17 protein-coding genes are annotated in these 26,609 nt (G+C 74.9%); 4 read left to right on the top strand and 13 right to left on the bottom strand.

The genetic code is table 11. The features are described from left to right. Positions 1-38 precede the first annotated feature (38 nt). Complete coding sequence (locus O7599_RS27615; protein ID WP_281618311.1) at positions 39-1,811, bottom strand: TIGR03767 family metallophosphoesterase; 1,773 nt, start codon at positions 1,809-1,811, stop codon at positions 39-41. A 368-nt stretch (positions 1,812-2,179) separates the two neighbouring features. On the opposite strand from O7599_RS27615, the gene O7599_RS27610 reads away from it, so the two are divergent. From O7599_RS27610 to pepN, 3 genes are all read left to right on the top strand, one after another. Continuing rightward, positions 2,180-5,497, top strand: coding sequence for a S8 family serine peptidase (locus O7599_RS27610; RefSeq protein ID WP_281618310.1), 3,318 nt, complete (start codon positions 2,180-2,182; stop codon positions 5,495-5,497). A gap of 227 nt (positions 5,498-5,724) precedes the next feature. Further along, the gene (locus tag O7599_RS27605; protein ID WP_281618309.1) at positions 5,725-6,762 is read left to right on the top strand and encodes an aspartate-semialdehyde dehydrogenase; all 1,038 of its coding nucleotides are present in this window, start codon (positions 5,725-5,727) and stop codon (positions 6,760-6,762) included. Positions 6,763-6,956: 194 nt separating this feature from the next. After that, complete coding sequence (pepN, locus tag O7599_RS27600) at positions 6,957-9,527, top strand: aminopeptidase N (RefSeq protein WP_281618308.1); 2,571 nt, start codon at positions 6,957-6,959, stop codon at positions 9,525-9,527. Between the two features lie 98 nt (positions 9,528-9,625). Here the strand turns inward: pepN and O7599_RS27595 are convergent, their stop codons facing one another. Both O7599_RS27595 and O7599_RS27590 read right to left on the bottom strand, forming a co-directional pair. Further along, complete coding sequence (locus O7599_RS27595) at positions 9,626-10,408, bottom strand: SDR family oxidoreductase (protein WP_281618307.1); 783 nt, start codon at positions 10,406-10,408, stop codon at positions 9,626-9,628. Positions 10,409-10,580: 172 nt separating this feature from the next. Further along, positions 10,581-12,014 carry an RNA polymerase subunit sigma-70 gene (locus O7599_RS27590; RefSeq protein WP_281618306.1) on the bottom strand — a complete coding sequence of 478 codons (1,434 nt, stop codon included), beginning with the start codon at positions 12,012-12,014 and terminating at the stop codon, positions 10,581-10,583. A gap of 257 nt (positions 12,015-12,271) precedes the next feature. Here O7599_RS27590 and O7599_RS27585 point away from each other — a divergent pair, with 257 nt between their 5' ends. Then, on the top strand, positions 12,272-13,069 hold the full coding sequence (locus O7599_RS27585; RefSeq protein ID WP_281618305.1) for a VOC family protein: 798 nt from the start codon (positions 12,272-12,274) through the stop codon (positions 13,067-13,069). A 128-nt stretch (positions 13,070-13,197) separates the two neighbouring features. On the opposite strand, the gene O7599_RS27580 is transcribed toward O7599_RS27585, so the two are convergent. The 10 genes from O7599_RS27580 to O7599_RS27535 all read right to left on the bottom strand — a co-directional run bounded on the left by O7599_RS27580 (position 13,198) and on the right by O7599_RS27535 (position 26,581). Continuing rightward, complete coding sequence (locus O7599_RS27580) at positions 13,198-13,422, bottom strand: hypothetical protein (protein WP_281618304.1); 225 nt, start codon at positions 13,420-13,422, stop codon at positions 13,198-13,200. A 55-nt stretch (positions 13,423-13,477) separates the two neighbouring features. Further along, positions 13,478-15,133, bottom strand: coding sequence for an alpha-L-fucosidase (locus O7599_RS27575; RefSeq protein WP_281618303.1), 1,656 nt, complete (start codon positions 15,131-15,133; stop codon positions 13,478-13,480). Further along, positions 15,126-17,363, bottom strand: a complete 2,238-nt coding sequence (locus O7599_RS27570; RefSeq protein WP_281618302.1) for a 4-alpha-glucanotransferase — start codon at positions 17,361-17,363, stop codon at positions 15,126-15,128. The genes O7599_RS27575 and O7599_RS27570 overlap by 8 nt, the downstream gene beginning before the upstream one ends. A gap of 135 nt (positions 17,364-17,498) precedes the next feature. After that, positions 17,499-17,720, bottom strand: coding sequence for a hypothetical protein (locus O7599_RS27565; RefSeq protein ID WP_281618301.1), 222 nt, complete (start codon positions 17,718-17,720; stop codon positions 17,499-17,501). A gap of 224 nt (positions 17,721-17,944) precedes the next feature. Then, the gene (locus tag O7599_RS27560; protein WP_281618300.1) at positions 17,945-19,903 is read right to left on the bottom strand and encodes a sialidase family protein; all 1,959 of its coding nucleotides are present in this window, start codon (positions 19,901-19,903) and stop codon (positions 17,945-17,947) included. A gap of 10 nt (positions 19,904-19,913) precedes the next feature. Further along, a complete protein-coding gene (locus tag O7599_RS27555) occupies positions 19,914-21,449 on the bottom strand; it encodes a sulfatase-like hydrolase/transferase (protein ID WP_281618299.1) in 1,536 nt (511 codons plus the stop codon). A gap of 62 nt (positions 21,450-21,511) precedes the next feature. Beyond that, complete coding sequence (locus O7599_RS27550) at positions 21,512-22,444, bottom strand: dihydrodipicolinate synthase family protein (protein ID WP_281618298.1); 933 nt, start codon at positions 22,442-22,444, stop codon at positions 21,512-21,514. Positions 22,445-23,112: 668 nt separating this feature from the next. After that, positions 23,113-24,648, bottom strand: a complete 1,536-nt coding sequence (locus O7599_RS27545) for an ABC transporter substrate-binding protein (RefSeq protein ID WP_281618297.1) — start codon at positions 24,646-24,648, stop codon at positions 23,113-23,115. Positions 24,649-24,727: 79 nt separating this feature from the next. Continuing rightward, complete coding sequence (locus O7599_RS27540) at positions 24,728-25,675, bottom strand: ABC transporter permease (RefSeq protein ID WP_281618296.1); 948 nt, start codon at positions 25,673-25,675, stop codon at positions 24,728-24,730. Further along, positions 25,676-26,581: an ABC transporter permease gene (locus O7599_RS27535; RefSeq protein ID WP_281618295.1), complete on the bottom strand. Its 906-nt coding sequence runs from the start codon at positions 26,579-26,581 to the stop codon at positions 25,676-25,678. Between the last annotated feature and the right edge of the window lie 28 nt (positions 26,582-26,609).

Genomic DNA, 26,609 nt, shown 5'->3' with positions numbered 1-26,609 from the left:
CTCGCGCCGGCGGCCGGGGGCGGGCCCGGCCCCCGGGGTCAACGGGTGCGCAGCAGCTCGGTGTTGCGGTCCGTCTCCAGGCCCGACAGCGCGCGGCGGCGCGGGGAGTGGGGGGCGTTGAGGGCCAGTTCGCGGTAGAGGGACGCCAGGCCCGTCTGGTCGAGTTCCGAGCCGGGCACGCGGTACGGGGCCGCGGACTCGATCAGCGTCGTGAACAGCGAGAGCGTCCCGTCGCCGTTGTCCGCCAGCTCCACCACGCGGGCCAGTTGCGGGAAGTCCACGTGCGAGGCCGTGGTGATCTCCCACAGCCCGCCGGAGGCGTCGCCGTGCGGGGTGATCTCGTTGCGGTGGCTGTGCCCGTTCACCCAGGCGACCACGTTGCGGTGGGCCAGCAGCAGCTCCAGCAGCTCCGCGCCCGTGTGCCGCTCGTCGTCCGGCCGGAACGGGTCCGGCGTCGTGTTGTCTATCGACTTGCTGGTGTGGTGGCTGAAGACGATGACGTAGGAGTCCTTGTGCTCCGCCAGCTTCCGCTCCAGCCAGCGCAACTGGGACGTGCCCACCGAGCCGCGGTAGTCGCCGCCCTGGTCGGTGGTGTCCAGGCTGATGCCGACGACGCCCGGGCCCGTCTCGCTCAGCACGAAGTCGTAGTACAGGTCGCCGGAGACGCGGTTGTCCTCCGTGTAGCCGTGGCCCACGGGGCCCGCCCCGGCGAAGCGCTCCTGGAGGTGCGCGGCCACGTACTCGTGCGACGTGAACGGCAGCCGCCGCTCGTCCGGCGTGACCGTGCGCATCAGGTGCCGCTGCGTGCGCAGCATGTCGGCGAACGCCTCGCCCCGCGGGTCGGTGTGCGCGCGCAGGGCGTCGAAGAGCGGCCCGGCGATCGACTCCGGCAGCGTCATCAGCTTCCGGTCGCCGACCGCGTACTCCGCGAAGAACGGCTGGCGCGCCGCGTAGCAGCCGCCGGGGAGCAGGTCGTGGTTGCCGACGGTGGAGTACCAGGGCAGGTGCAGCCCCGGGCTCTCCACCTCCTGGATCGCGGCCTCCAGAAAGCCGTCCACGCGCGGGAAGCCCAGCGCCTTGTCGGCGTCGCGCAGCCGGCTCTCCGGGTGCCAGTAGCGGTCGACGCCGCTGTTCTGCACGCCCTCGTACGACCTCGGGTCACCGCTGTTGGGGACGATCCGCCCGCCGCTCATCGCGGTGAGGAACCACTCCAGCTCCAGCCCGTTGTTGTTGTCGGTGTTGTCGCCGGTGGTGACGGCGCAGCCGAGGGCGCGCCCGGTGGCGGGCCCGACGGTCAGCGAGTTGACGCGCTCGATCAGCGCGACCGCGCCCGGCACGCTCAGCGCCTCCTGGGGGCGCCAGCCGTCGCCCTCGCGCTCGCGGAAGTACTCGGAGCGCAGCGGCGTCTGCACGTCCACGATGTGCAGGTCGGTGAGCTGGACGAAGGCGGCGAGCGGGGTGCGCTTGTCCTCGCGGCGCGGGCCCGCGGCGCCCAGTTCCGCGCGTACGACCCGGGGCCAGCCGGCGCCCTCCGTCAGGTGCCGGTAGCCGCCGTGACCCACGGCCGCCGCGGTGGTACGGATCGTGGTGCCCGCCGACGACGGCGCGGGCCGTCCGCCGGGCACGAGCCCCTGAGCGCCGGCCCGCGAGGCCAGGGCAGGCGGCCCGGCGGACCGCGCGGTCGCCTGCGGCTGGCCCGGCCCGAGGGCCAGCCCGAGACCGGCGGCCGCACCCGCGGCCCCGGCGGCGCCCAGGAGGACGGCGCGCCGGCCGGGGCCCGGGGGCCTGGTGGACGTGCTTTCGCGGTGCATCGGCGCTCCTGAGGGGGGATGAGCGGGAGGCTTCGACGCGGGTGGGTCACCCGTACACTCGGAGCCTTGGCACGCCGGGTGACCTGCTACTTAACGCAACCGGAACGACGGCGGCCGGGAAGCCCACAAATACCTCCACCGGCCGAAAACACCGCGCAATGGACACGCGATCCTCGCCCGTTCGAGTGGCCACGGTCACCGTGGGTTCACCGCGGCGGGAACACGCCGCCCGCGACCCGTTGGCGGCTATGCGCCAACGCCGCAATCCGCCACTCTCAACTCCCCCCGCGCGCACGTGCCTTGCTGATAGATATGCGGACAGCCGGCACCGGATGCCGGTTTCCACACAGGTGGGGGTTGAACAAGAGATGACGATCTCTCGCAGACGCACACCCGGGCGCATACCGGGGGGCGGACGGCCGCGTGCCGCCGCCCGAATAGCCCTCGCGGCCGGACTGGCCGCCGCGCTCACCGCGACCGGCTCGGCGGCCGGCCAGGCCGCGGAGGGCGCACCGGAGCCCGACCGGCCCAAGGCGGCGGCGGACAAACTCGGCGCGAAGGACGCCGAACTGCTCGCCGAGGCGAAGGCGGACGGCGACAAGCACGTCACGCTGCTGGTCGCCGTCGAGCCGGGCGAGGCGGCCGAGGTCGCCGGCACCTTCCGCGGCGTACGCGGCGCCTCCGTCGGCCGTACGCACGACAAGCTCGGCTACGTCCGCGCCACCGTGCCCACGGGCCGCGCCGACGCCGCCATCGACAGGGCCGCGAAGATGTCCGCCGTCCACGGCATCGATCTGAACGAGGAGATCGAGCTGCCGGACCCGCGGCCGGGCGCCGACCGGGCCAAGGGCGACAAGGGGAGCACGGGCGGCGGCGCGTACCCCGCCCCCGACCGCTCCACGCCGGCCGAGAACCCGTACCAGCCGGCCCACGAGACCGGCGCCGTCGACTTCGTCGAGAAGCACCCGAAGGCCGACGGCCGCGGCATCACCATCGGCATCCTCGACTCCGGCGTCGACCTCGCCCACCCGGCGCTGCGCAAGACCACCACCGGCGAGCGCAAGATCACCGACTGGGTGACGGCCACCGACCCGATCGTGGACGGCGACCGCACCTGGCGGCCGATGGTCACCGACGTCTCCGGCCCCTCCTTCACGTTCGACGACCGCGAGTACACCGCCCCGCGCGGCGACTACTCCGTCAGCCTCTTCAGCGAGAACGCCACGCTGGGCGGCGAGATGCAGGGCGACCTGAACCGCGACGGCGACACCACCGACACGTGGGCGCTGCTGTACGACGCGCAGGCCGGCACCGTCCGCGTCGACCTCGGCGACGACGCCGACTTCCGGAACGACAAGCCGATGGCCCCGTACGGCGAGGACCACAAGTTCGCCTCCTTCGGCACCGACGACCCGGACACGGCGATCGCCGAGGCCATCCCGTTCGTCGTGGAGATCCGCAGGGACGTGCCGATGGATCCCTACGGCGGGGACTGGATCGGCAAGAAGGAGGACTTCGTCAACATCGGCGTCGTCGAGGGCGCGCACGGCACCCACGTCGCCGGCATCACCGCCGCCAACGGCCTCTTCGGCGGCCGGATGGACGGCGCCGCGCCCGGCGCGAAGCTCGTCTCCTCCCGCGCCTGCACCTGGAGCGGCGGCTGCACCGCGGTCGCGCTCACCGAGGGCATGATCGACCTGGTGGCGAACCGGAACGTCGACATCGTCAACATGTCGATCGGCGGCCTGCCGCCGCTCAACGACGGCAACAACGCCCGCGCCGAGCTGTACAACCGGCTCATCGACACCTACGGCGTGCAGCTCGTCATCTCCGCGGGCAACGACGGCCCCGGCGCCAACACCATCGGCGACCCCGGCCTGGCCGACAAGGTCATCAGCGTCGGCGCGGCCGTCTCCCGCGAGACCTGGGCCGCCAACTACGGCAGCGTCGTGCAGAAGAAGTACGCGATGATGCCGTTCTCCTCCCGCGGTCCGCGCGAGGACGGCGGCGCCACCCCGACGATCACCGCCCCCGGCGCGTCGGTCAACACCATCCCGACCTGGCAGCCCGGCGAGCCCGTCGCCGAGGCCGGCTACGAACTGCCGCCCGGCTACGGCATGCTGCAGGGCACCTCGATGTCCTCGCCGCAGACCGCCGGCGCCGCGGCGCTGCTGCTGTCGGCCGCCGAGCGGGAGGGCGTCGACGTCACCCCGAACGCCCTGCGCACCGCGCTGACCTCCACCGCCGACCACATCCCCGGCGTGCAGACCTACGCGGAGGGCGCCGGCCGGGTCGACGTCGTCGACGCCTGGGACTCCCTGGAGGACGGCGCCACCTCGTACGAGTACGAGGTGCAGGCGCCCGTCGACACCGCGCTCGCCGGCTTCCTCGCCACCCCCGGCGTGGGCACCGGCGTCTACGACCGCGAGAGCGGCCCGGCGCGCGGCGGGTCCGAGACGTACGAGATCACCCTCACCCGCACCTCGGGACCGGCCGGCGGCACGCCGCACGAGCTGGACTGGCAGGGCAACGACGGCACGTTCACGCTGCTCGGGGACGACGACGTCACGCTGCGCCGGGGCAAGCCGCTGACCGTGCGGGTGCAGGCCGAGCCGCGCTCCGCGGGGCTGCACAGCGCCGCGCTGCTGGTCGACGGCAAGCGCACCGAGGGCGTCGACCACCGGGTGCTGACGACGGTCGTCACCTCGCAGGAGCTGGCGGAGCCGGCGTACGCGCACGAGGTCTCCGGCGCGGTGCAGCGCAACGCGCACCGCTCGTACTTCGTGAAGGTCCCCGAGGGCGCGAAGACCCTGGAGGTGGCGATGAGCGGGCTCAAGGGCAAGAGCCAGACCCGCTGGATCGCGATCGACCCGTGGGGCATTCCGGCCGACGAGACGTCCACGCCGTTCTGCTACAACAACTACGACAACCCGGCCAACACCTGCCGCCCCGACCTGCGCTCCTACGAGAACCCGATGCCGGGGGTGTGGGAGATCGAGGTCGAGTCGCGGCGCACCTCGCCGGAGCTGGACAACCCGTTCACGGTCGGGGCGTCCGTGCTCGGCGCCACCTTCGACCCGGAGGTGCAGACGATCGAGGAGGCGAAGGTCGGCACGCCGAGCCCGGTGGAGTGGACGGTGACCAACGGGTTCGCGCCGGTGTCCGGCAAGCTCGCCGGCGGGCCGCTCGGCTCCGGTCTTGCGGAGCGCCCGAGCATCGCGGCGGGTGCGACGAACACCACGACGATCGAGGTCGCCGAGGGTGTCACCCGGCTCGACGCCGTGATCGGCGCCCCCTCCGACGCCAACGCGGACCTCGACCTCACGGTCTACCGCGACGGCGTGCAGGTGGGCCAGGCCGCCGACGCCGACTCGGAGGAGGCGGTCTCCCTGACCGACCCGGAGCCCGGCACGTACACGGTGGAGGTCTTCGCCTACGACGTGCCGGCGGGCACGACGGAGTACGACTACCGCGACGTGTACTTCTCCCCGGCGCTGGGTGAGGTGAGCGTCGGCGACGAGCCGGTGGAGCTGGACAGCGGCGCGAGCGCCGAGGTCGGCGCCGAGGTCACGGTGGCGGCCCCCGGTCCCGAGGGCCGCGAGTTCTTCGGCGAGGTGCGACTGCAGAACGCCCGCGGCACGGCGGCGGGCGCGGGCAGCGTGCGGATCGGGACGGTCGTGCCGTAGCGCGAGCGGGTACGTACGCGGAGTGTGCCGCGCGTACGTCCTGAGCGAACCGACAGCACCCGCGGGGGCGGGACGCCGGAGCGACGGCGTCCCGCCCCTGTGGCGTGCGTCTCAGTTCGCCGCGCGGGCGCGCCCGGGGCGGGCGGCCGGGCAGGGGAAACGACTGGAGCCTGCCGCCGGGCGCCCGGCATCATGGGGGGCGCACCCCGCACTGTGAACGGAGAGCCATGAAGATCGGAATCGTCGGAGCCACCGGCCAGGTCGGCGGAGTGATGCGCGACATCCTCGCCGAGCGCGCCTTCCCGGTGGACCAGCTTCGCCTGTTCGCGTCGGCCCGGTCCGCGGGGCGCACGCTGCCGTGGCGGGAGGCTCCGGGCGGTGCGGTCACGGTGGAGGACGCGGGCACCGCCGACTACTCCGGGCTCGACATCGTGCTGTTCTCCGCCGGCGGCGCCACGTCCAAGGCGCTCGCCGAGAAGGTCGCGGCGCAGGGCCCTGTCGTGATCGACAACTCCTCCGCGTGGCGCCGCGACCCGTCGGTGCCGCTGGTGGTCTCCGAGGTCAACCCGCACGCGGTGGCGGACCGCCCCAAGGGCATCATCGCCAACCCGAACTGCACGACGATGGCCGCCATGCCCGTGCTCAAGCCGCTGCACCGCGAGGCGGGCCTGGTCTCCATGGTCGTCGCCACCTACCAGGCGGTCTCCGGCTCCGGCCTCGCGGGCGTGGAGGAGCTGTTCCAGCAGGTCCGCGCCGCCGGCGAGGAGGCGCCGAAGCTGACCCGGGACGGCGCCGCTGTCGCGTTCCCCGAGCCGGCGAAGTACGCGGCCCCGATCGCGTACAACGTGCTGCCGCTGGCCGGCTCCCTCGTCGACGACGGCCTCGACGAGACGGACGAGGAGCAGAAGCTGCGCCACGAGTCGCGCAAGATCCTGGAGATCCCGGAGCTGAAGGTCTCCGGCACCTGCGTCCGCGTGCCCGTCTTCACCGGGCACTCGCTGCAGGTCAACGCCCGCTTCGCCGCGCCGCTGAGCCCCGCTCGGGCCGCGGAGCTGCTGGCCGCCGCGGAGGGCGTGGCGCTCGCGGACGTGCCGACGCCGCTGGGCGCGGCGGGGCGGGACGTCTCGTACGTGGGGCGCATCCGGCGCGACGAGACGGCGGAGAACGGGCTCGCGCTGTTCCTCTCGGGCGACAACCTGCGCAAGGGTGCGGCGCTGAACGCGGTGCAGATCGCGGAACTGGTCGCGGCGGAGCGCCGGTCCTGAGGGCCCGGCCCGCGGGTCCGGGCCGCGGGTCATAGCCGCGGGTCCGGCCTGCGCGCGGGCGGTCGCCGGGCGGAGTTGTCCACAGGCGGTACGGGCCGTACGGCCGGGGGTGCCGCCGTCATCCACAGGCCGCTCCGCGCGAGGGTCCGGCGTGCGAGGATTGCGGTCAGTCGTAGGGGTAAGGAGTAGCCCAGGTGCCTGGCACGAATCTGACCCGGGAAGAGGCGCGGGAGCGCGCGCGCCTGCTGAAGGTGGACGCGTACGAGATCGACCTCGACATCTCCGGCGCCAAGGAGGGGGGCACCTTCCGGTCGGTGACGACGGTGCGGTTCTCGGCCGCCGAGGAGGGCGCGGAGACCTTCGCCGACCTCGTCGCGCCCGAGGTGCACGAGGTGGTGCTGAACGGCACCGCGCTCGACGCCGCCGAGGTCTTCGCCGACTCCCGGATCGCCCTGCCGGGGCTGCGCGCGGGGGAGAACGAGCTGCGGGTCGTCGCCGACTGCGCGTACACCAATACGGGTGAAGGTCTGCACCGCTTCGTCGACCCGGTGGACGGCGAGACGTATCTGTACACGCAGTTCGAGGTGCCCGACGCCCGCCGGGTGTTCGCGAGCTTCGAGCAGCCGGACCTCAAGGCGACGTTCGCCTTCACGGTGACCGCGCCGGAGGGATGGCAGGTCGTCTCCAACTCCCCGGCGCCGGAGCCGGCGGGCGGGGTGTGGCGCTTCCCGCCCACGCCGCGCATCTCGACGTACATCACCGCGCTGATCGCCGGGCCCTACGCGTCGGTGCAGGGCACCTGGGAGGGCGACGGGCGGACGGTGCCGCTGGGCGTGTACTGCCGGCCGTCGCTCGCGGAGTACCTGGACGCGGAGGCGATCTTCGAGGTCACCCGGCAGGGCTTCGACTGGTTCCAGCAGCGGTTCGACTACCCGTACCCGTTCGAGAAGTACGACCAGCTCTTCGTCCCGGAGTTCAACGCCGGCGCGATGGAGAACGCGGGCGCGGTCACCTTCCGCGACCAGTACGTGTTCCGTTCCAAGGTCACGGACGCGGCGTACGAGATGCGGGCCGACACGATCCTGCACGAGCTGGCCCACATGTGGTTCGGCGACCTGGTGACCATGGAGTGGTGGAACGACCTCTGGCTGAACGAGTCGTTCGCCACGTACTCCTCCACCGCCTGCCTCGCCCAGGCGCCCGGCTCGCGCTGGCCGCACGCGTGGACGTCGTTCGCGAACCAGATGAAGACGTGGGCGTACCGCCAGGACCAACTGCCGTCCACCCACCCGATCATGGCCGAGATCACCGACCTCGACGACGTGCTCGTCAACTTCGACGGCATCACGTACGCGAAGGGCGCCTCGGTGCTCAAGCAGCTCGTGGCCTACGTGGGCGAGGACGAGTTCTTCCGCGGCGTGCAGGCGTACTTCAAGCGCCACGCCTTCGGCAACACCCGGCTGAGCGACCTGCTCGGCGCGCTGGAGGAGACCAGCGGGCGGGATCTCGCGGCCTGGTCCAAGGCGTGGCTGGAGACCGCCGGGATCAACGTGCTGCGCCCCGAGCTGGAGACCGGACCGGACGGCGTGGTCAGGTCGTTCGCCATCCGCCAGGAGGCTCCCGCGCTGCCCGCGGGCGCCAAGGGCGAGCCGGTGCTGCGCCCGCACCGCATCGCCGTCGGGCTGTACGACCTGAAGGACGGCCGGCTGGTCCGCACCGACCGGCTGGAGCTGGACATCGACGGCGAGCTCACCGACGTCCCGCAGTTGGCGGGCCGCCCCCGCCCCGCGGTCATCCTGCTCAACGACGACGACCTCACCTACGCCAAGGTCCGGCTCGACCCCGCCTCCCTGGACGTGGTCACCCGCCACCTCGGCGACTTCGAGACCACGCTGCCGCGGGCGCTGTGCTGGGCGTCGGCCTGGGACATGACCCGCGACGGCGAGCTGGCCACCCGGGACTACCTGGCCCTCGTCCTCTCCGGCATCCGCAAGGAAAGCGACATCGGCGTGGTGCAGTCCCTGCACCGCCAGGTGAAGCTGGCCCTCGACCTCTACGCGGCCCCCGACTGGCGGGCCACGGGCCTGGCCCGCTGGACGGCCGAGGCCGAGACCCGGCTGCACGCCGCCGAGCCGGGCGGCGACCACCAGCTCGCCTGGGCCCGCGCCTTCGCGGCCACCGCCCGCACCGACGACCAACTCGACCTGCTCGCCGGTCTCCTCGACGGGTCCCGCACGATCGACGGCCTCGACGTCGACACCGAGCTGCGCTGGACGCTGCTGCACCGCCTGGCCGCCACCGGCCGCGCGGACGACGACGCGATCGCGGCGGAGCTGGAGCGCGACAGGACCGCCGCGGGCGAACGCCACGCGGCCTCGGCGCGGGCGGCCCGGCCGACCGCGGCGGCGAAGTCGCGCGCGTGGCAGGAGGTCGTCGAGGAGGGCAACCTCGCCAACGCGGTTCAGGAGGCGGTGATCAGCGGCTTCGTCCAGACCGACCAGCGCGACCTGCTGGCCCCGTTCACGGCGAAGTACTTCGACGCGGTCAAGGACGTCTTCGACTCCCGCAGCCACGAGATCGCCCAGCAGATCGTGGTCGGCCTCTACCCGGCCCTCCAGGTCTCCCAGGCCACCCTGGACGCCACGGACACCTGGCTCGCCGAGACCCAGCCGTCCCCGGCCCTGCGCCGCATGGTGACGGAGTCCCGCGCCGGCGTGGAACGCGCCCTCCGCGCCCAACAGGCCGACGCCGCCGCCGGGTCCTGACGCCGGTGGGCCCCCGGCCCGGGGGCCCACCCGTACGGCACGAGCCGCCGCACGGCCCGGCGCGAGAACCGGCCGGCGGCCCGGCACCCGGGCCACCGTCAGCTCGGGAACATCGCCGTGGCGTTGACCCAGGTGCCGGTGACGGCGTTCGCGCGGTCGGAGGCGAGGAAGGCGGCCAGGTCGGCGATCTCCTGGATGCGGGGGGACGCCGGGAGCATGCGGAGGTCGTCCAGCGTGTCCAGGACGCCCTGGAGGGCTTCCGGGGTGGCCATCGCCGGGTTGACCGCGCCGAGCTTCTGCGGGGTGAGGCTCTCCGGGACGCCGGCGGCCCACAGGCCCGCGGCGCGGACGCCGCGGGGGCCCAGTTCCTGGGCGAGGGAGCGGATGAGGGCGTCGATCGCCGAGTCCGCGGGGCAGGTGCCGCCCATGAGCGGGCTGGTGTGGGACGAGCCGCTGTTGAGCGCCAGGATGACGCCGGAGCCCTGCTCCGCCATGCGGGTGCCCGCAGCGCGGGCGGTGATGAAGTTGGTGGTGAGGCCGCGGGTGACGCAGGAGACGTAGTCGGCCACGGACAGGTCGACCAGCGGGGTGCCCTGGACGTCGTTGCGGGTGATCAGGTTGATGCTGACGTCGATGGAGCCCGCCTCGGCGGCCACCCCGGCCGCGTGCTCCTCCACCGCGCGCTCGTCCAGCGCGTCGACGACCGCCGCGTCGGCCGTGCCGCCTGCCTCGGTGATGTCCCGCGCCACCGCCTCGATGTTCGCCGCGTGCCGGCCGACGAGGTGGACCCGGGCGCCCTCGCGGGCGAAGGTGCGGGCCACCGCGGCGCCGATGCTTCCGCCGGCGCCGTAGACGATCGCGTTCTTGTTCTGCAGCAGCATTGTCGCTCCTCGGATGTCGTCATCGTGTGATGCCGGCCATTGAGACGTACGCGGGCCGCGGCAGTCATCGCTCCCCGCCGGCGCGGGCCCCGCGCGGCGACCGTCCCAGGGCAGGCGCTGCTGGAAGTAGCCGACATCCGGCAGCATCACGTGTGCGGCAGGACCCGCCGGGTCAGAGCGTCATCGGCAGCCCGAACGCGGGCAGCAGATGCGGCTCGAACGTCGTGATCTCGGCTATCCGCCCGTCCGCCACCCGCAGCACCTCCAGCGTCTGCGCCCGGTACACCGTCGTGCCCGGCCGGCGCACGTAACCGGCGACCGCCGGGCGGCCGTTGGCGCGGGTCCGCACATGCCGCCAGTCGCCGAAGAAGGCGGGCAGGGCCGGATCGAGCGACTGCGAGACGAAGTCCACGATCGTCTGCCGCCCGACGAACCAGAAGGGGTTCGGCGGCATCGTCAGCTTCGCGTCCTCCGTCAGCGCCGCCGCCATCGCCGCCATGTCCAGCCGCTCGGCCGCCTCCCGGTACCGGTCGACGGCCGCCAGCTCCGCGCGCGTCGGCGGCCTCAGCGGCGTCCACTCCGCGGGCCCGCCCGCGGGCAGGTGCGCGCGCAGCGCGGGCCGGGCGCGCTGCAGGGCGCTGTTCACGGCGGCGGTGCTCAGGTCCAGCAGGCCGGCGGTCTGCGCGGCGGGCAGGCCGACGACGTCGCGGAGGACGAACACGGCCCGCTGGCGCGGCGGCAGGTGCTGGAGCGCCGCGAGGAAGACCAGGTCGACGGTCTCCCGGGCGCCGGCCTGGGCCTCGGGCCCCGCGTCGGCGGCGGGCACGTCGGCCAGCAGTTCGTCGGGGTAGGGCTGGAGCCAGGTGATACGGGTGGGCGGCTCGGCGTCGCCGTGGGCCATGCCGGGCAGCCGCTCGTAGCGGGCGGGGGCGCGGGAGTGGCGCCGGAGGTGGTCGAGGCAGGTGTTGGTGGCGATGCGGTAGAGCCAGGCGCGTACGGCGGCGCGGCCCTCGTAGGTCTCGCGGCGGCGCCACGCCTTGAGGAACGTCTCCTGGACGAGGTCTTCCGACTCGTCGTACGAGCCGGTCATCCGGTAGCAGTGGACCTGCAGTTCGCGGCGGTACGCCTCCATCAGGCCGGCGAAGTCCGCGTCGTCCGGGGGTTCCGCCGGCTCATTCGTCACGGGCCGCGGCGTGACGTTTTCCGAGGCCGCGGGCGCGGAGCTTTCTCCGGCGGCGGGCGCGGAGCTTTCTCCGGCGGTGCCGGGCGGGACGCCGTCCGGTGCGGGGGCGCCGTCTTCGGGTGCGGCCGGTCCTTCGGCCGCCGCGTCCCGCGCCGTACGGGCGATGCGCCGCAGCCGCCCCACCGACGACGACAGCTCCGTCACCTCCGCGTAGAACGTCTCCGGCGGCCGCGGCGTGAGCCGCCCGGCGCGCGCGGCGACGTCCGAGATCAGGTCCCGCACGGAGCCGGCCGCCTCGGGGGCGCGGCGCCCGCGGTAGGCGCGCTGGCGGCAGGCGGCGGAGCAGTAGACGGTGCTGCGGCCCCGGCGGCCGGCGCGGGGCGGCAGCGGCCCGCCGCAGACCGCACACGTCTCGTCCGGCACGCTCCTGTCCCTCCTGGTCGGCGTCACGCGGTGGATGCGTGACGCAATTCTGCCAGCGCGCCCGGCGGCGCCGGACGGCCCGCCCGGGCCGGTCACCGACGGCGAGGGCGCGGCACCGCTGCGTCGCTTCCCGTGCGAGGGTGCGCGCTCCGGAGCCGTCCCCGAGCCGTCCGCGCGCGAGCCGCGGGTCACGGGACTAGCGTGAGAAGTGCACGAATCCGCGCAATACCCCCCAGCCTCAAAGGAGGCGACCGATCATGACCGTACGACCCGAAGGCGCACCCTGCTGGGCGGACGCGACCTTCCCCGACCTCGAGGCCGCGAAGAGCTTCTACGCCGACGTCTTCGGCTGGACCTTCGAGGACGGCGGCAAGGCCGCCGGGCACTACACCCAGGCGTCCGCGGACAGCGGCGTCGCCGCCGGCCTCGCGCCGCCGATGCCGGGGGAGCAGGACGCCCGGGCGGAATGGACGCTCTACTTCGCCACGCCCGACGCCGACGCCACCGCCGAGCACGTCGGCGAGAACGGCGGGCGGGTCGTCACGGGCCCGATGGAGGTCGGCCCGTACGGCACGATGGCCATCGCCGAGGACCCGGACGGCATCCGGTTCGGCCTGTGGGAGCCGGGCAGCCACGAGGGCTTCGCCGCGATCGGCGAGCCCGGCACGTTCTGCTGGGCCGAGGTCGACACCCGCAACCCCGAGCACGCCGACGCCTTCTTCCCCGAGGTCTTCGGCTACCGGGTGCGCAAGATGCAGGACGACACCATGGACTACGCCGTGTGGAGCGTCGGTGACGGCGACCCGCTGCTGGGCCGGGCGCAGATGAGCGGCGACGTCTTCCCCGCCGGGACGCCCCCGCACGTGGGCGTCTGCTTCGCCGTGGAGGACTGCGACCGTGCCGTGGAGACGACGCGGCGGCACGGCGGCAACGTGACGTTCGGGCCGCAGGACTCGCCGTTCGGGCGGATGGCGACCCTTCAGGACCCGCAGGGCGCGTCGTTCACCGTGATCAACGTCAACCGCACGGTCGGCGAGATGCCGGACTTCGCCTGAGCGGGCGGCGGGGCCGGGTGCCGAGGCGCCCGGCCCCGGTCACGCCGGTCACGTCCGCGCCCGTACGCGCGCCAAAAGCGCCTGCCCCGGCTGCGGGGCAGGCGCCTGCGCGCCGCGTCGGGCGGCCGTCAGCTCTTCTTCCGCTCCGCCGCGACCACCAGACCGGCGATCACCGCGAAGGCCACCAGCGGGGTGAGCACGAAGAGACCGAGGGTCTCCGCGACGCTCAGCCCGGGGCCCGGGTCGTCGCCGTCGTCGCGGTTGAGCGCGGAGGCGGCGGGGGACGACATCAGCATCATCAGCGCCGTCCCGGCGGCGAGTGCACCGGCGCGCAGGGTCTTCTTCCTGTCCACGCTCAAACCGTAGCGAACACCGCCGCCGTCCGCGCGCCCGGGGTCGCCTAAGGTGCTACGGGCCCCCGGCGGTGCTCAGATGCGCCGTGACCGGCAGCAGCCGCGGCTCGCCCCGCGCCTCGTCCACGCGCACCCGCAGCTTCTCCGCCGTCACCGGCGCGGCCAGCGGCAGGATCCGGTACGCGCCGATCGTCGTGCCCGCCGCGATCTCCCGCCACTCCCCCGTCGCCGGATCCCGCGCCTCCACCGCGAACCGCTCGACGCGCTGGCCGTGCCGAACGTCCTCCGCCAGCCGGACCCGGTCGAACGTCTGCGGCCCGCGCCGGTCGAGCACGTCCGCGCCGTAGACCGCGCGCACCCGGTCCCCGAAGGCACGCAGTTCGCGTACGTCCTCGGGGGCGATCCGGCCGTCGCGCGCGGGCGGCACGTTGAGCAGCAGCGGAGCGTTGCGGCCGACGCTCTGCTCGTACAGCGCGAACAGCTCGTCCGCGGTCTTCGGCCGCTCGCCGGGGTGGTGGAACCAGCCGGGGCGGTTGGAGACGTCGGCCTCCGCCGGATACCACTGGAGGTACCGCACCCCGTCGGCCAGCAGCCTGTCGCGCGAGCCGATGTCGGGGTCGGTGGAGTCGCTGGGCAGCGCCCCGTGCGTGGACCGGGGGTCGACGGTGTGCGGGGTGACGCTCCACTCGGTCTCGCGGGCGACGCCGCGCTCGTTGCCGACCCAGCGGATGCCCAGCGGGCCCTGGAAGACGACGGTGTCCGGGGAGAGCGCGTGGATCAGCTCGTACCACTGCCGGAAGCCGTACTCCTGCGCGATGCCCGCGTCCCGCCACGGGTTGGCGCCGTCGAGCCACAGCTCGTCGATGGGGCCGTACTCGGTGAACAGCTCGTAGACCTGGTTCAGGTAGTAGGCGTCGTAGTCGTTCGCGCGCACCGTGAACGTGGGCAGCCGCCCGGCGGCGACGTCGTCGGCGCGGTCGTCGCCCTCGACGAGGGTGGGGATGGTGTGCGTGCGCACCGGGCTGCCGTTGCCGTAGCGGCCGTGGCCCGAGGGCGGGCCGCCGTCGGCGAGCGCGGTGCGCTCGACGCTCGTCAGCGGCTCGCCCGCCTCCTGCTTCGCGCGCAGCCGGTCCAGCCAGCCGGCGTGCCAGGCGTGCGGCAGCTCCGAGCCGTCGGACGGGGAGAGGTAGACGCCCACGCCGAGGCCCGCCTTGCGGGCCTCCCTGACGTACGTGCCGAGGAGGTCGCGGCTGTGCGGGCTGGCGGCCACGGAGTGGTCGGAGTAGCGCGTCGGGTAGAGGTTGAAGCCGTCGTGGTGCTTGGCGGTGAGCATGGCCATCTCGGCGCCCATCGCCCGGTACGTACGCATCCACTGGGCGACGTCGACGCGGCCCGGGTCGAAGAGCGCCGGGTCCTCCGCGCCCGAGCCCCACTCGCGGTCGGTGAGGGTGTTCATGCCGAAGTGGGTGAAGGCGGTCACCTCGCGCCGCTGCCAGGCGAGCTGGCCGCGGGTGGGCACGATGTGGGCGGCCTTGGCGAGGATGCGCTCCGGGCTGTCGCAGTCCTCGACGGCCATCAGGGAGGCGGGCTCGACCGGCCGGGTGCACTCGTCGGCGGCGGACGCGGTCTCGCCGGCGGCCGGCAGCAGGGCGGTGGCGGTGAGGGCGACGGCCGCGGCTCCCGTGCCGACGGAACGGGCGCCTCTACGCACGGGGCGCCTCCCCGCTCGTACGCCCGGAGGCGGCGCGGGTCTCCGCGCGCGAGTCCTCCCCACCGGACTCCTCGCCGCCGGACTCCCGCTCACCGGACTGCTCGCCGCCGGACTGCTCTCCGTCGGGAGCGTCCGGGTCCGCGTCGTCCCCGCCGCCGAGTTCGCGCACCACCTCCGCCAGCAACCGGTGCGTGCGCGGCGCGTCGGCCAGTTCCTCGAAGAGCAGCGTGCGGCCGTCCGGATCGGCGACCGGCAGCTTCCAGCCGGGGTACTCCGCGCCCGCGCCCGGCACGTGCTGCGGCCGGCGGTCGCCGGCCGCGTCCGGCAGCCAGACGGCGACGAGCCGCGCGGGGCTGCGGGCGAGGAGGCGGTACAGGCCGGTGATGACGGACGCCTCGTCGGCCCGTCCGCCGGGCAGCAGCCGGAGCCGTTCGAGCAGGTCGAGCCACGTGCCGACCTCGACCGCGTCGGCGACGCGGGCGGCGGGCAGCGGGGCGTCGAGGAGGCCGAGTTCGTGGCGGAGCGCCAGGTGTGCGCCGCTGATCCGGGCCGCGGTGGGCGGCAGGTCGGGGCCGGTGACCGCGGCCAGCGCGTCGGCCCGCCAGACCTCCGGCGGCCGCGGGCACGGAACGCCCGCGACGGTCTCCGGCGCCGCCTCGCGCTGGGTCCGCTGCGTCCACAACACAGACGTGCCCAGCACGCCGCGCACCGCCAGCGCGTCCCGTACGCCGCCGTCGGCCGGGTCGCCGCCCGGGTCCTCGCCGATCACCGGCGTGCCCGCCCGGTGCGCCTCCAGCGCCAGCACGCCGAGCATCGCCGCCGCGTCGTACGCGACGTACGTGCCCTCCGCCGGCGCCCGGCCCGCCGGCACCCACCACTGCCGGAACAGCCCGCTCACGTGCCCGATGCGCAGCGCCCCCGCCCGCCGCAGCGCGGCGCGCAGCACCGAGCGGTACGGGCCGTAGCCCGCGGCCGCCAGCTTGTCGGGCCGCCACGGCGGCACGCCCCGGTCCGTACCGCGGGGGTCGCGGGCGTCCGGCGGGTCGCCGGCGGTGCAGCCGGCGGCGAGGACGGACTGCTCCGCCCAGGCGTCGGCGCCCGAGGGGTGCACGCCGGCCGCCAGGTCGTGCACGACGCCGACGGCCATGCCCGCGTCCCGGGCGATCCGCTGGGCGCGCCAGAGCTGGTTGTCGGTGAGCCAGGCGAGCCGGCAGTGGAAGTCGATGCGGTCGAGCAGGTCGTGCCGGGCCCGGGTGGTGGCGGTGGAGCGCGGGTCGGCGAGGCCGCCGGGCCAGGAGCGCCAGTCGGGGCCGTGGATCTCGGCCAGCGCGCACCAGGCGGCGTAGTCGTCGAGCGGCTGGCCCTGTTCGGCGAGGAAGTGGTGGTACGCGACGCGCCGGCCGGGCGTCAGCTCGACGCGGCGCAGCAGTTCCAGCGCGGCGCGCTTGAGCCGCCACACCTCGTCGCGGTCGATGAGCCCGCCCTTGGCGCGTACCTTCTCGCGCAGCGCGGCGGCGCGGCCGGCGAGTTCGTCGGCCTGGGCGCGGTCGGCGGGGGCGAGGTAGCGGTACTCCGGTATGTCCTCGATCCGCAGGTGCACGGGGTCGGCGAAGCGCCGCGAGGAGGGCCGGTACGGGGACGGGTCCGCGGGCCGCCCCGCGGCGCCGGGCACGGCGGCGTGCAGCGGCGCCAGTTGCACGAAGTCCATGCCGTGGGTGCGCGCGGACCAGGCCGCCAGCTCGGCGAGGTCGCCGAGGTCGCCCATGCCCCAGGAGCGGCCGGACAGCAGCGCGGGCAGCGGGAGCGCGAGCCCCGCGCCGCGCCGCCGCGGCTGCGGCACGCGCGTGGGAGCGGCGATGACGGTGGCCCGGCCGGTGCGCCCGTCGGGGGCGGTGGCGGTGAGGGTGTGCACGCCGAGGGGGAGCGGGGCGCGCGGGTCGAGCGCGTCGCCGTCCTCACCGGTCAGCGCGGTCTCGGTGCCGTCGGGCAGCGGGTCGAGGTCGAGGCGGGTGCCGGCGGGTGGCACGACGGCCGCGGGCAGGAGGCGGTCCCGCTCGGCCTTCTCGTACGCCGCGAGCGCTTCCGCGACGGCGGTGGGCCCCGAGGCGTCCACGCCGAGTGCGGCGAGGACGGCGACGAGAGTGTCCTCGGGGACGGGGAGGGCGCGGCCCGGTGTGTGTTCGTGACTGACCGCGACTCCGTGCAGCGCAGCTAACCGCGCCAGAGACATGCCACCCCCAGGTGGTATGCGACGTCATCGGCTCCGGACTCACCCACGTAACAGGTCGCGGGCCCCGGAGGGTCGCCGCCGGGGTGAGCCGGCAGGCTGATCGTACTGCGGCTGCCGCGCGCCGTCAGCAGGCCGTCACGTGAAGTGAACGGGCGGCAACGGCTCGCTGATGAGGTTGTCGTCGGCGGCGAGCGGCGGCTCGCTGGTCAGCGGGGTGCCCGCGGCCAGCGGGGGTTCGCTGGTCAGCGGCAGCTCGGCGCAGGAGCAGGCACCGGCCAGGCCGTAGTCGGGGTCGGCGCCCTCGACGGGTTTGAGGTGCAGGGCGTGGCTGACTTCGTACGGAGCGGGAGCGGCCACCGCGGGTCCTCCTCGGTCGACGGCTGGTCACGCCCGCCGCTACCCGATCACGGGCCCGGCAGTCGTGGCGACACGCTTTCGTGCCATACGTCACAGTACCCGCAACGGGCGATTTCACTGTAACGGGCCCCGGAAAACGCAAGAGCTGGGGCCCGTACCCCCCTCCCGACTCGCTTTTTCCGTGCGAGCCGAGGGGGCGGAAGACGGGCCCCGCGCGCGGGGCGCTAGCCGCGGCGGACCGTCTCCAGCGGCAGGTGCAGCACGGCCGCGCCCCGCGGCGGGCGGTTGTCCGCCGCGAGCCGCTCGGTCTGCGCGGCGTCGAGGGCGCGGTCGAACAGCCACACCTCGTCCACGGCGCCGACGAGCGGATTGTTGATGCCGTTGACGCGCGCGCCGGCCCGGATGCCGGTGCGGGCGTCCGCGGAGACCGAGCCCGCGACCGGGCCGGAGGCGGCGGCGGGCGCGCCGTCCACGTAGAGAGTGATGCCCGTGTCGTCGCGGGTGAGCGCGACGTGGTGCCACTCGCCGTCGGCGAAGTCGCCGGGGGCGGAGACGAAGGTGTTCTGGGAGCCGGTGTTCACGTGGCCGCGGATGCGGTTCTGGTCCGGCTCCAGCCGGATCCACCACTTGGCGTCCGCCGCCTCCTCGGAGTGCGCCCAGAGCACGGCCTGCTGCTGCTCCCGCTCGGTGCTGCGGAACCAGGCGGCGGCGGTGAACGGTCCCTCGTCGAAGGCGAGTTCGCCGGTCAGCGGGGTTTCGACGTAGTCACCGGACAGCTCCAGGGCGCGACCGGAGACCCCGCGGACCCGCTCCGGGCTGCCGCTGACGACGGAGTGGTGGCGGTGTCCTGAGGCGTCGGGCGTGGTCGAGGGCCGCGGCGGCGGGGTGCTCAGCAGCCGGGCGGGCACGTGCGCGTAGGTGATCCGCCGGTGGTACGGGAGCAGGCCGTCGCCGGTCGGCGTGCGGTCGCCGTTCTCGTAGAGCACGCCGACGCCGCCGGCGGCCGGTACGAGGTCGGAGTAGCCGGCCGGGCCGTCGTGGACCTGCGGTCCCTCCCGCCAGGCGGCGCCGTCGTCGCGGCTGGTGCGCAGGGTGAGGTTCTCGCGCGCGGTGGCGTGCCGGGGCGCGGAGAACACCAGCCGCCCGGCCGGGTCGGAGGCGGCCGGGAGCGTGAGCACGGCGCCCTGGACGACGGGCGCGAGGAGGTCGGGCACCTCGCGGTACGGGGCGTCGAAGGTGGCGCCGCCGTCGCCGCTGACGGTGGCGGCGCGCGCGCCGGGGCTGCTGCCGTGCTGGTCGCGGGTGTTGAAGTAGACGGTGCCGTCGGAGAGTTCGGTGGCGGAGGTCTCGTTGGGGATGACGGTGCCGTCGGTGACCTCGTCGACGCCGCCGAGGTGCCAGGTGCCACCCCCGTCGTCGCTGTAGAGGGCGTGGCCGCCGAAGAGGCGGTCGTCGGGGCAGGCGCCGCCGGGTTCGGGGGCGCGGGAGTGGTTGCCGGGGATGACGAGGCGGCCGGCGTGCGCGCCGCGGGTGAGCTGGGTGCCGTGGCCGGGCCCGCCGACGAAGTGCCGCCACTCGGGCCGCTTGACGTCGGCGGTGATCTCCCGCGGGTCGGACCAGGTGGCGCCGTGGTCGTCGCTGTGCTGGACGAACGAGCGCCGGGTCTCCTCGGCCGTCGCCCGGCCGCAGATGACGTCCTGGCCGGAGACGCCGCCGCCGGTGCGGGTGGTGTTGAGCAGGACGCGGCCGGTGGCGCGGTCCACGACCGGCACGGGGTTGCCGAACTTGTTGCCGCCGTCGTCGGCCACGACGTCCAGCTCGCCCCACGTACGGCCGCCGTCCGGGGACCGCTTGAGCACGAGGTCGATGTCGCCGTCGTCGCCCGCGCCGGCCACCCGGCCCTCGGCGAAGGCGAGGAGCGTGCCGTCGGCGGCCTCGACGACGGCGGGGATGCGGAAGGAGTGGTAGCCGTCCTCACCGCGCTCGAAGACGGTGGAGTACGCGATGCGCGCCGTGGGCCGGGACCCGGATCCGGCGGCGGCGTCCGGTGCCTGCGCCGCGGGCAGGGCGGCGGCGGGGACGGCACCGGCCAGCAGCAGGGCGCAGGCGGCGGGCCCGGCGGCGCGGAACGGCCCCCGGCCGCGGCGGGGTTGGGGGGCGGACGGGCGGGGCGGTGCGGACATGGTGCTCCCTTCAGGGGTGGGTGTCACCGGAGGAGGCGGAGCGGGAGGGGGCCCAGGCGGCGGGGCCGCCGGCGTCGAGGGCGCGGCGGACGGCCGCCGCGTCGTGCGCGCGGGGTGCGGCGCGCGGATCGCCGCCGGTCGCCGCGGCGGGGCCCGGGGCACCGGCGACGCGGGGGGCGTTCTCGTCGAGGCGCGCCGGCACCGGGGTGTCGAACACCGCCCAGCGCCACAGCGCCTCGCGCAGCTCGGCGGCGGCGTCCGCGCAGGCGGGGTCGGCGAGCCGGTCGGTGAGCTCGTACGGATCGGACGCCAGGTCGTACAGCGCGTCCTCCGCCGGATCGGCGGCCAGCAGCAGCTTGTGCGTACGGGAGCGGGCCATGAGCACCCGGCCGCGCCGGCGGTCCTCGGCGAAGACGTACCGGGGCCCCGCGCCCGGCCCCGCGAGGTCGCGCCCCGGCAGGTCGCCGGGTCCGGCGGCGCCGCAGGCGGCGAGCACCGTGGGGGCCACGTCGACCAGCGAGGCCGGGGTGGCGCTCACCTCCCCGCGCCGGTCGCCGCCGCGGGCCGCGGCCGGGTACTTGACCAGCAGCGGCACCCGCACCAGCGGGTCGTACATCGGGCCGTCCTTGAGCAGCAGGTGGTGGAAGCCCAGGTACTCGCCGTGGTCGGAGGTGAACAGCACGAGGGTGTCGTCGTAGAGCCCGCGCCGGCGCAGCGCGCCCAGCAGCCGGCCGACGTGGTGGTCGAGCTGGGCGATGGCGCCGTAGTAGTGCGCGAGGACGGTGCGCAGCACGGGCTCGGTCAGCGGGCCGTAGTCGAAGTACGCGCGCGCGTGCGGCAGATCGGCGTCGGGGATCGCGGGGGTCCAGCCCGGCGGGAGCGTGAGCGCGGCCGGGTCGTGGAGCGTGTCCCAGGGTGCGGGCGGATCGAAGGGGTGGTGGGGTTTGACGAACGAGACGTGCAGAAGCTGCCCGCCGCCGTCGTCCCACTCCTCAAGCTCGCGCAGGGCGCGCTCGCCGATCCAGGTGGTGGAGTGCCACTCCTCGGGAAGGTCGGAGCGGCCGGTGCCGTACGTGGCCCGGTAGCCCGGCGGCGCCTGGGGGCGGAGCGCGAGTTCCTGGTCGAGGAGGTCGACGACGTCGGCGAGGCCGGCGGCGCGCAGCTCGCGGTGGTAGTCGTCGTCGTAGCGGCCGGGGCCGTGCTGCTCGGCGAGGTGCAGGCGGTCGTAGCCGACGTCGAGGTAGGTCGGGGTGAAGTGCATCTTGCCGACGGCGGCGGTGCGGTAGCCGGCGCGGCGCAGGGCGCGGGGGAAGGTGCCGAGGGCGGTGTCGAGGGTGCTGTGGTTCGTCCAGGCGCCGTGCTGGTGGGCGTAGAGGCCGCTGAGGAGGGCGTAGCGGGAGGGGGTGCAGACGGGGTACGGGCAGTACGCCTCGGTGTGCCGGACCCCGTCGGCGGCGAGCCGGTCGAGGGCGGGGGTGCGGACGTCGGGGTGACCGGCGGCGCCGAGACAGTCCCAGCGGTACTGGTCGGCCTGGATGACCAGCACGTTGGGCCTGCCGCCGGCACAGCGCCCTGGCGGCGAGGTTTGCGGCGCGGGGGGCGGCGCGGTCACGCGGGCCGCCCGTCCGGGAAGCCGATGCGGTCGAAGTCGGCGCGCAGGGCGGCGAGCTGGGCGTCGTCGAGGGTGCCCAGCGGCTCCCGGCACGGACCGCAGTCCACGCCCGCGAGGCGGGTCGCCGCCTTGAAGCCCGGCAGCTCGCCGGCGTGCCGGGAGGCAGCGTCGATGGCGGCCTGGGCGAGGAGTTGGCAGGCGCGCGCCCGGTCGGTCTCGCCGCGTTCGAGGTGGCGGATGAGCCGCAGGTAGACGGGGGCGGCGAAGTTGTACGCGGAGCCGATCGCGGCGCGCGCCCCGACCCCGGCGGCGGCCAGTAGCAGCCGGGCGCTGCCGAAGTACATCTCGTACGTGTCCCCGGCCCGTTCCAGACAGCGCTGGAAGTCGGCCAGGTCGTTGTCCGCGTACTTGATGCCGGCGAAGGTCGGGATGCGCCGGGCGGCCTCCGTGAGGAACTCGCTGGCCGGCACCTGCACCCCGGTGACGGACGGTATGTGGTAGTAGATGAACGGCAGTCGGGGCGCCGCGGCGGCCAGCGGGGCGAGGAAGTCCGTGAGCGCGGCGGCGTCCCGGGGCCGGTGGAAGTACGGCGGGACGGCGGAGACCGCGCGGGCGCCGCTCGCCTCGGCGTGGGCGGCCAGGACCTGGGCCTCGGCGAGGCTGGTGTGGCCGACGTGCGCGATGACGTCCATCCGCCCCTCCGCCACCGCGCACCACCGCTCCAGCAGCGCCATCCGCTCCGCGGTGGTGAGCGACGCCCCCTCGCCGGCGGTCCCCCCGACGTACACCGCCGGGCAGCCCCAGGCCGCCACCGCGTCCGCCTGCTTGCCGACGGTCTCCAGGTCGAGGCCGCCGTCGGGGCGGAAGGGGGTGAACACCGCGGTGAGCAGGTTCATCACGGGGGCGGCGGCGTAGTCGAGCGCTTTCATACGAGACCTCTCTCGGAGGATCGGGGCCGGGTGTGCGGGCGCGGGCCGCGGAGGGCCGGCGGGGACGGGCGGGCAGGACGGGTCGGGTCGCGGCGACGCGGACGGGCAGGAGGGCGGGGCGGGGCGGGTCGCGCGGCGGCGCGGAGGGGCGGGCAGACGGGAGGGCGAGACGGGCAGGACGGACAGACTGGCGCGGCGGGCGGGGCGGGCAGGCGGGGCGGACAGGCTCGGTGGGGGGACGGACGCCGGACAGGTGGACGGACGGACAGGGCGGACGGGCGGGCACACGGGCGGACGAAGGTCGGCGGACGGGCCGAACAGCCGTGACCGGGCGGCGCCGCGTGGCGGGCGGGACGGTGGCCGGGCGGCGGCGAGGCCGGCGGCGCCCGGTGCGCCGCCGACGCCCGGGCACGTCCAGCGCCCCGCGTCCACCGCAGACCGACCACCGGCCACCGGCCAGGCGCCAGGCGCGTACCACCAACCGCCCGCCGACCACCGCTCGCCGACCACCGGCCACCGGCGACCGGCCACCGGCCAGGCGCGAGGCCCCTACCACCAACCGCCCGCCGACCACCCGGCCACCGGCCACCCGGCCACCCGGCCACCCCACGGCCACCGGCCACCGGCCAGGCGCCCACCGCCAACCACCAACCACCCGCCGCCCGCCGCTAGGCGGTGCGCGTGTGCGTGAGGTCGAGGAAGTCGCGCTTGTCGACCGCGTAGCCGCTGACGTTCTTCTCCAGCGCCGCCAGCGAGGGCCGCGTGGCGATCCCCACGACCCACGCCTCGTCGACGAGCACCGCGTTCAGCTCCGCGTACGCCGTGGTCTGCGCGTCGGGCGTGAGCGCCGTGCGGCTCGCCTCGACGGCGGCGGCGTAGCGGGCGGGCACGCTCGCGCCCATCATCACGTTGTCCTCGGTGGTCAGCATCTGCCGCCCGCGGGAGATCAGCGACGGGCTCTGCAGGTTGTTCGGCTGCGCGGCGATGCAGCACTCCAGCTCGCCGGCGAACAGCGCGTCGAGGAACGCCGTCTCCTCCATCGGCTGGAGCGTCAGCTCGAAGCCGATCTTCTCGAAGTCCGCCTGGATGGCCTGCACGATGTCCTTGGCGCCGGGCTCGGGGCCGAACGCGGCGGTCGCCTTGCGCGGCCCGCCGGCGGCGTCCAGCATCTTCTCCGCGGCGTCGAGGTCGAAGCCGTGGGAGTCGAGGTAGGCGGGGTCGAACGCCGGGGACTCCGGCATGAACGCGGTGTAGACGGGCTCGCCGAGGCCGAAGCGGACCTGGTCGATGATCCGTTCGCGGTCGATGGCGCGGGCGAGGGCCTGGCGCACCTTCTTGTCGTCGAAGGGCGGCCTGGCGCCGTTCATGAAGAAGAGGTCCATCCGCCCGGCGCCCTGGACCAGCTTGAAGCGGTCGCGCAGCCGGTCGGCGTTGCGCAGCGACAGGTACAGCGCGCCGTCGAGGTCGCCCGACTCCAGCGCGCTGACGAGGGACTCCTCGTCGCGGAAGAAGCGGAACTCGACCTCGTCCAGCCGCGGCTCGCCGCTGTTCCAGTAGTCCGGGTTCTTCCTCAGCCGCAGCAGCCGGTCCCGGCGGAAGTCCTCCAGCAGGAACGGTCCCGAGCCGGCCGGCTCCTTCTCCAGCACCGCGACCTCGTTCCGCTTCGCCGGGACCAGCGGGAAGGCGAACATCCAGTCCAGGACCAGCTCGTCCGGCACGGCCTCGGCGAAGTCCAGCCGTACGGTGCGGTCGTCCTCGGCGGTGGCGCGGTCGATGAACGCGGTCGTCGCGGCCAGCGTGAACCCCGCCTCGGGGTCCTTGGCGCGCTCGACGCCGGCGACGACGTCGGCGGCGGTGACCGCCTGGCCGGAGTGGAACTCGCTCTTCCGCAGCGTCACGGTCACGGACTTCTTGTCGTCGGCGAACTCCCACTTCGAGGCCGCCGCGGGCGTGGCCGTGTAGTCGTCCGTGTAGTCGAGGAGGTAGGCGTAGAAGGCATGGATGTGCAGGGCGGTGTTCGTCTGGTACGGGTCGAACTGCATGATCTGCGTGGTGCCGAGGGTCAGCCGGCCGGACGCGCCGCCGGACGTGCTGCCCTCGCCGCAGGCGGTCAGCAGCGGTACTCCGGCCAGCGTGCCGGCTCCCGTCAGACCGGCGGCCTTGAGCAGGGAACGCCGGCTGAGCCGTGGCGCGGGTCGTGCCATGGCGGGACTCCTTTGGTGTAGGGCGTGCGCGGGTGTCGGTGGAGCGGGGTCCTTCAGGAGTCGGAGTCGGTGGGGCGGGTCAGGCGAGCCGGATCCGCGGGTCCAGGTAGGCGTAGAGGACGTCGACCAGCAGGTTGAGACAGAGGAACGCGGCCACGACGAAGAGCACGCCGCCCTGCACGACGGCGTAGTCGCGCTCGCCGATCGAGGTGTAGAGGAGCCGGCCGAGGCCCGGGTAGTTGAAGACCGCCTCGATGACGACGGTGCCGCCGAGGAAGCCGCCGAGCTGGATGCCGACGACGGTGACGGTCGGCAGCGCGGCGTTGCGCAGCGCGTGCCGGCGTACGACGTACCGCTCCGGCACGCCCTTGGCGCGCGCGGTGCGGATGTAGTCCCGGCCCATCACCTCGCGCAGCGAGGCGGCCAGGAAGCGGGCGAGCACGCTGGAGGCGTGCACGGCGACGGCGAGCGCGGGCAGGATCGTGGCCCGCAGCGCACCCACCGGGTCGCTGAACAGCGGCACGTAGTCGCTGGCCGCGGGGAGCGCGCCGAGCTGCACGGCGAAGACGATGATGAGCAGCAGGCCGAGCCAGAAGGCGGGGATCGCGAGCCCGGCGGTGAGGTACGCGTCGGCGGCGCGGCCGGCCCACGAGCGGGGGCGCAGCGCGACGACGGTGCCGACGGGGATGCCGATGAGCAGGGTGAGCGCCATGGCGAACGCGGCGAGCTGCCCGGTGGCGGGGACGGTGTCGAGGAGCGTGGAACGGACGGTCTCGGCGGAGAAGTAGGAGTCGCCGAGGTCGCCGGTGACGGCGTTGCCGAGCCAGGTGACGTACTGCCGCGCCACCGAGTCGTCCAGGCCGAGCCGCTCGCGGGTGGCGGCCAGTTCCGCGGGGGCGGCGTCGGGGCCGGTGAGGACCGTCGCGGGGTCGCCGGGCAGCGCGAAGACGAACGCCCAGACGGCGACGGAGCCGAGGAACAGCACCAGGGCGAACTGCAGCAGCCGCCGGATGACGTACGCGTACATCTAGACCGTCCCCTCCCGTGCGCCGCTCGACACGGCCGTGCCGTAGGCCCGTTGCAGCCCGCGGCCCACCCGGTCGAGGCAGAAGACGGTGAACGCCAGGCAGAGCCCGGGGAAGACGCCGTACCAGGGGCTCTGGTGCAGGTACGAGCGGGCCTCCTGGAGCATCCCGCCCCACGAGGGCGCGGGCGGCGGGGTGCCGAGGCCGAGAAGGCTGAGGCCGGACTCGACGACGACCGCGAGGGAGGCGGTGACGACGAGCTGGACGAGGATGGGGCCGAGGACGTTCGGGAGCACGGTACGGACCATGGTGTCGGCGGCCGGCGCGCCCATGCCGCGGGAGGCGACGACGAAGTCGCGCTCCCGGATGGAGAGCGTCGCGGCGCGGGTGAGCCGGGCGAACTCCGGTACGGCTCCGATGCCGATGGCCAGGATGAGGTTCAGCCGGCCGGGGCCGAGGACGGCGATGATGACGAGCGCGAGCAGGATGCCGGGCACGGCGAGCATCAGGTCGGTCAGCCGCATGGCGACGGCGTCGGCCCAGCGCCCGACGTAGCCGGCGACGAGGCCGAGCGGGACGCCGACGAGCGCGCCGAGGGCGGCGGCGCCGAAGCCGACGAGGAGCGAGGCGCGGGTGCCGTGGATGACGCGGGAGGCGATGTCGCGGCCGAGTTCGTCGGTGCCGAGGAGGTGGGTGGCGGAGGGGCCGAGGAGGTTGTCGGCGCCCTGCTCGTTGGGGTCGAAGGGGGCGACCCAGGGGGCGAGGAGGGCGAGGAGCACGAGCAGCAGCAGCCCGGCGGCGCCGGCGAGCGCGGAGCGTGAGCGGGCGAAGCGGCGGGCGGCGGCGAAGCGGGGCGTCCTCGCGGACGGGCCGGCGGCGGGGGTCTTGGACGGGGCGGTGTCGGTCATGAACGCACCTCGCGCCGTGGGGGATCGA

Source organism: Streptomyces sp. WMMC500 (genome assembly GCF_027497195.1).
Classification (GTDB): Bacteria; Actinomycetota; Actinomycetes; order Streptomycetales; family Streptomycetaceae; genus Streptomyces.
The sequence above is the reverse complement of the archived record's forward strand: the minus strand, read 5'-3'. Positions and strand labels throughout refer to the sequence as shown.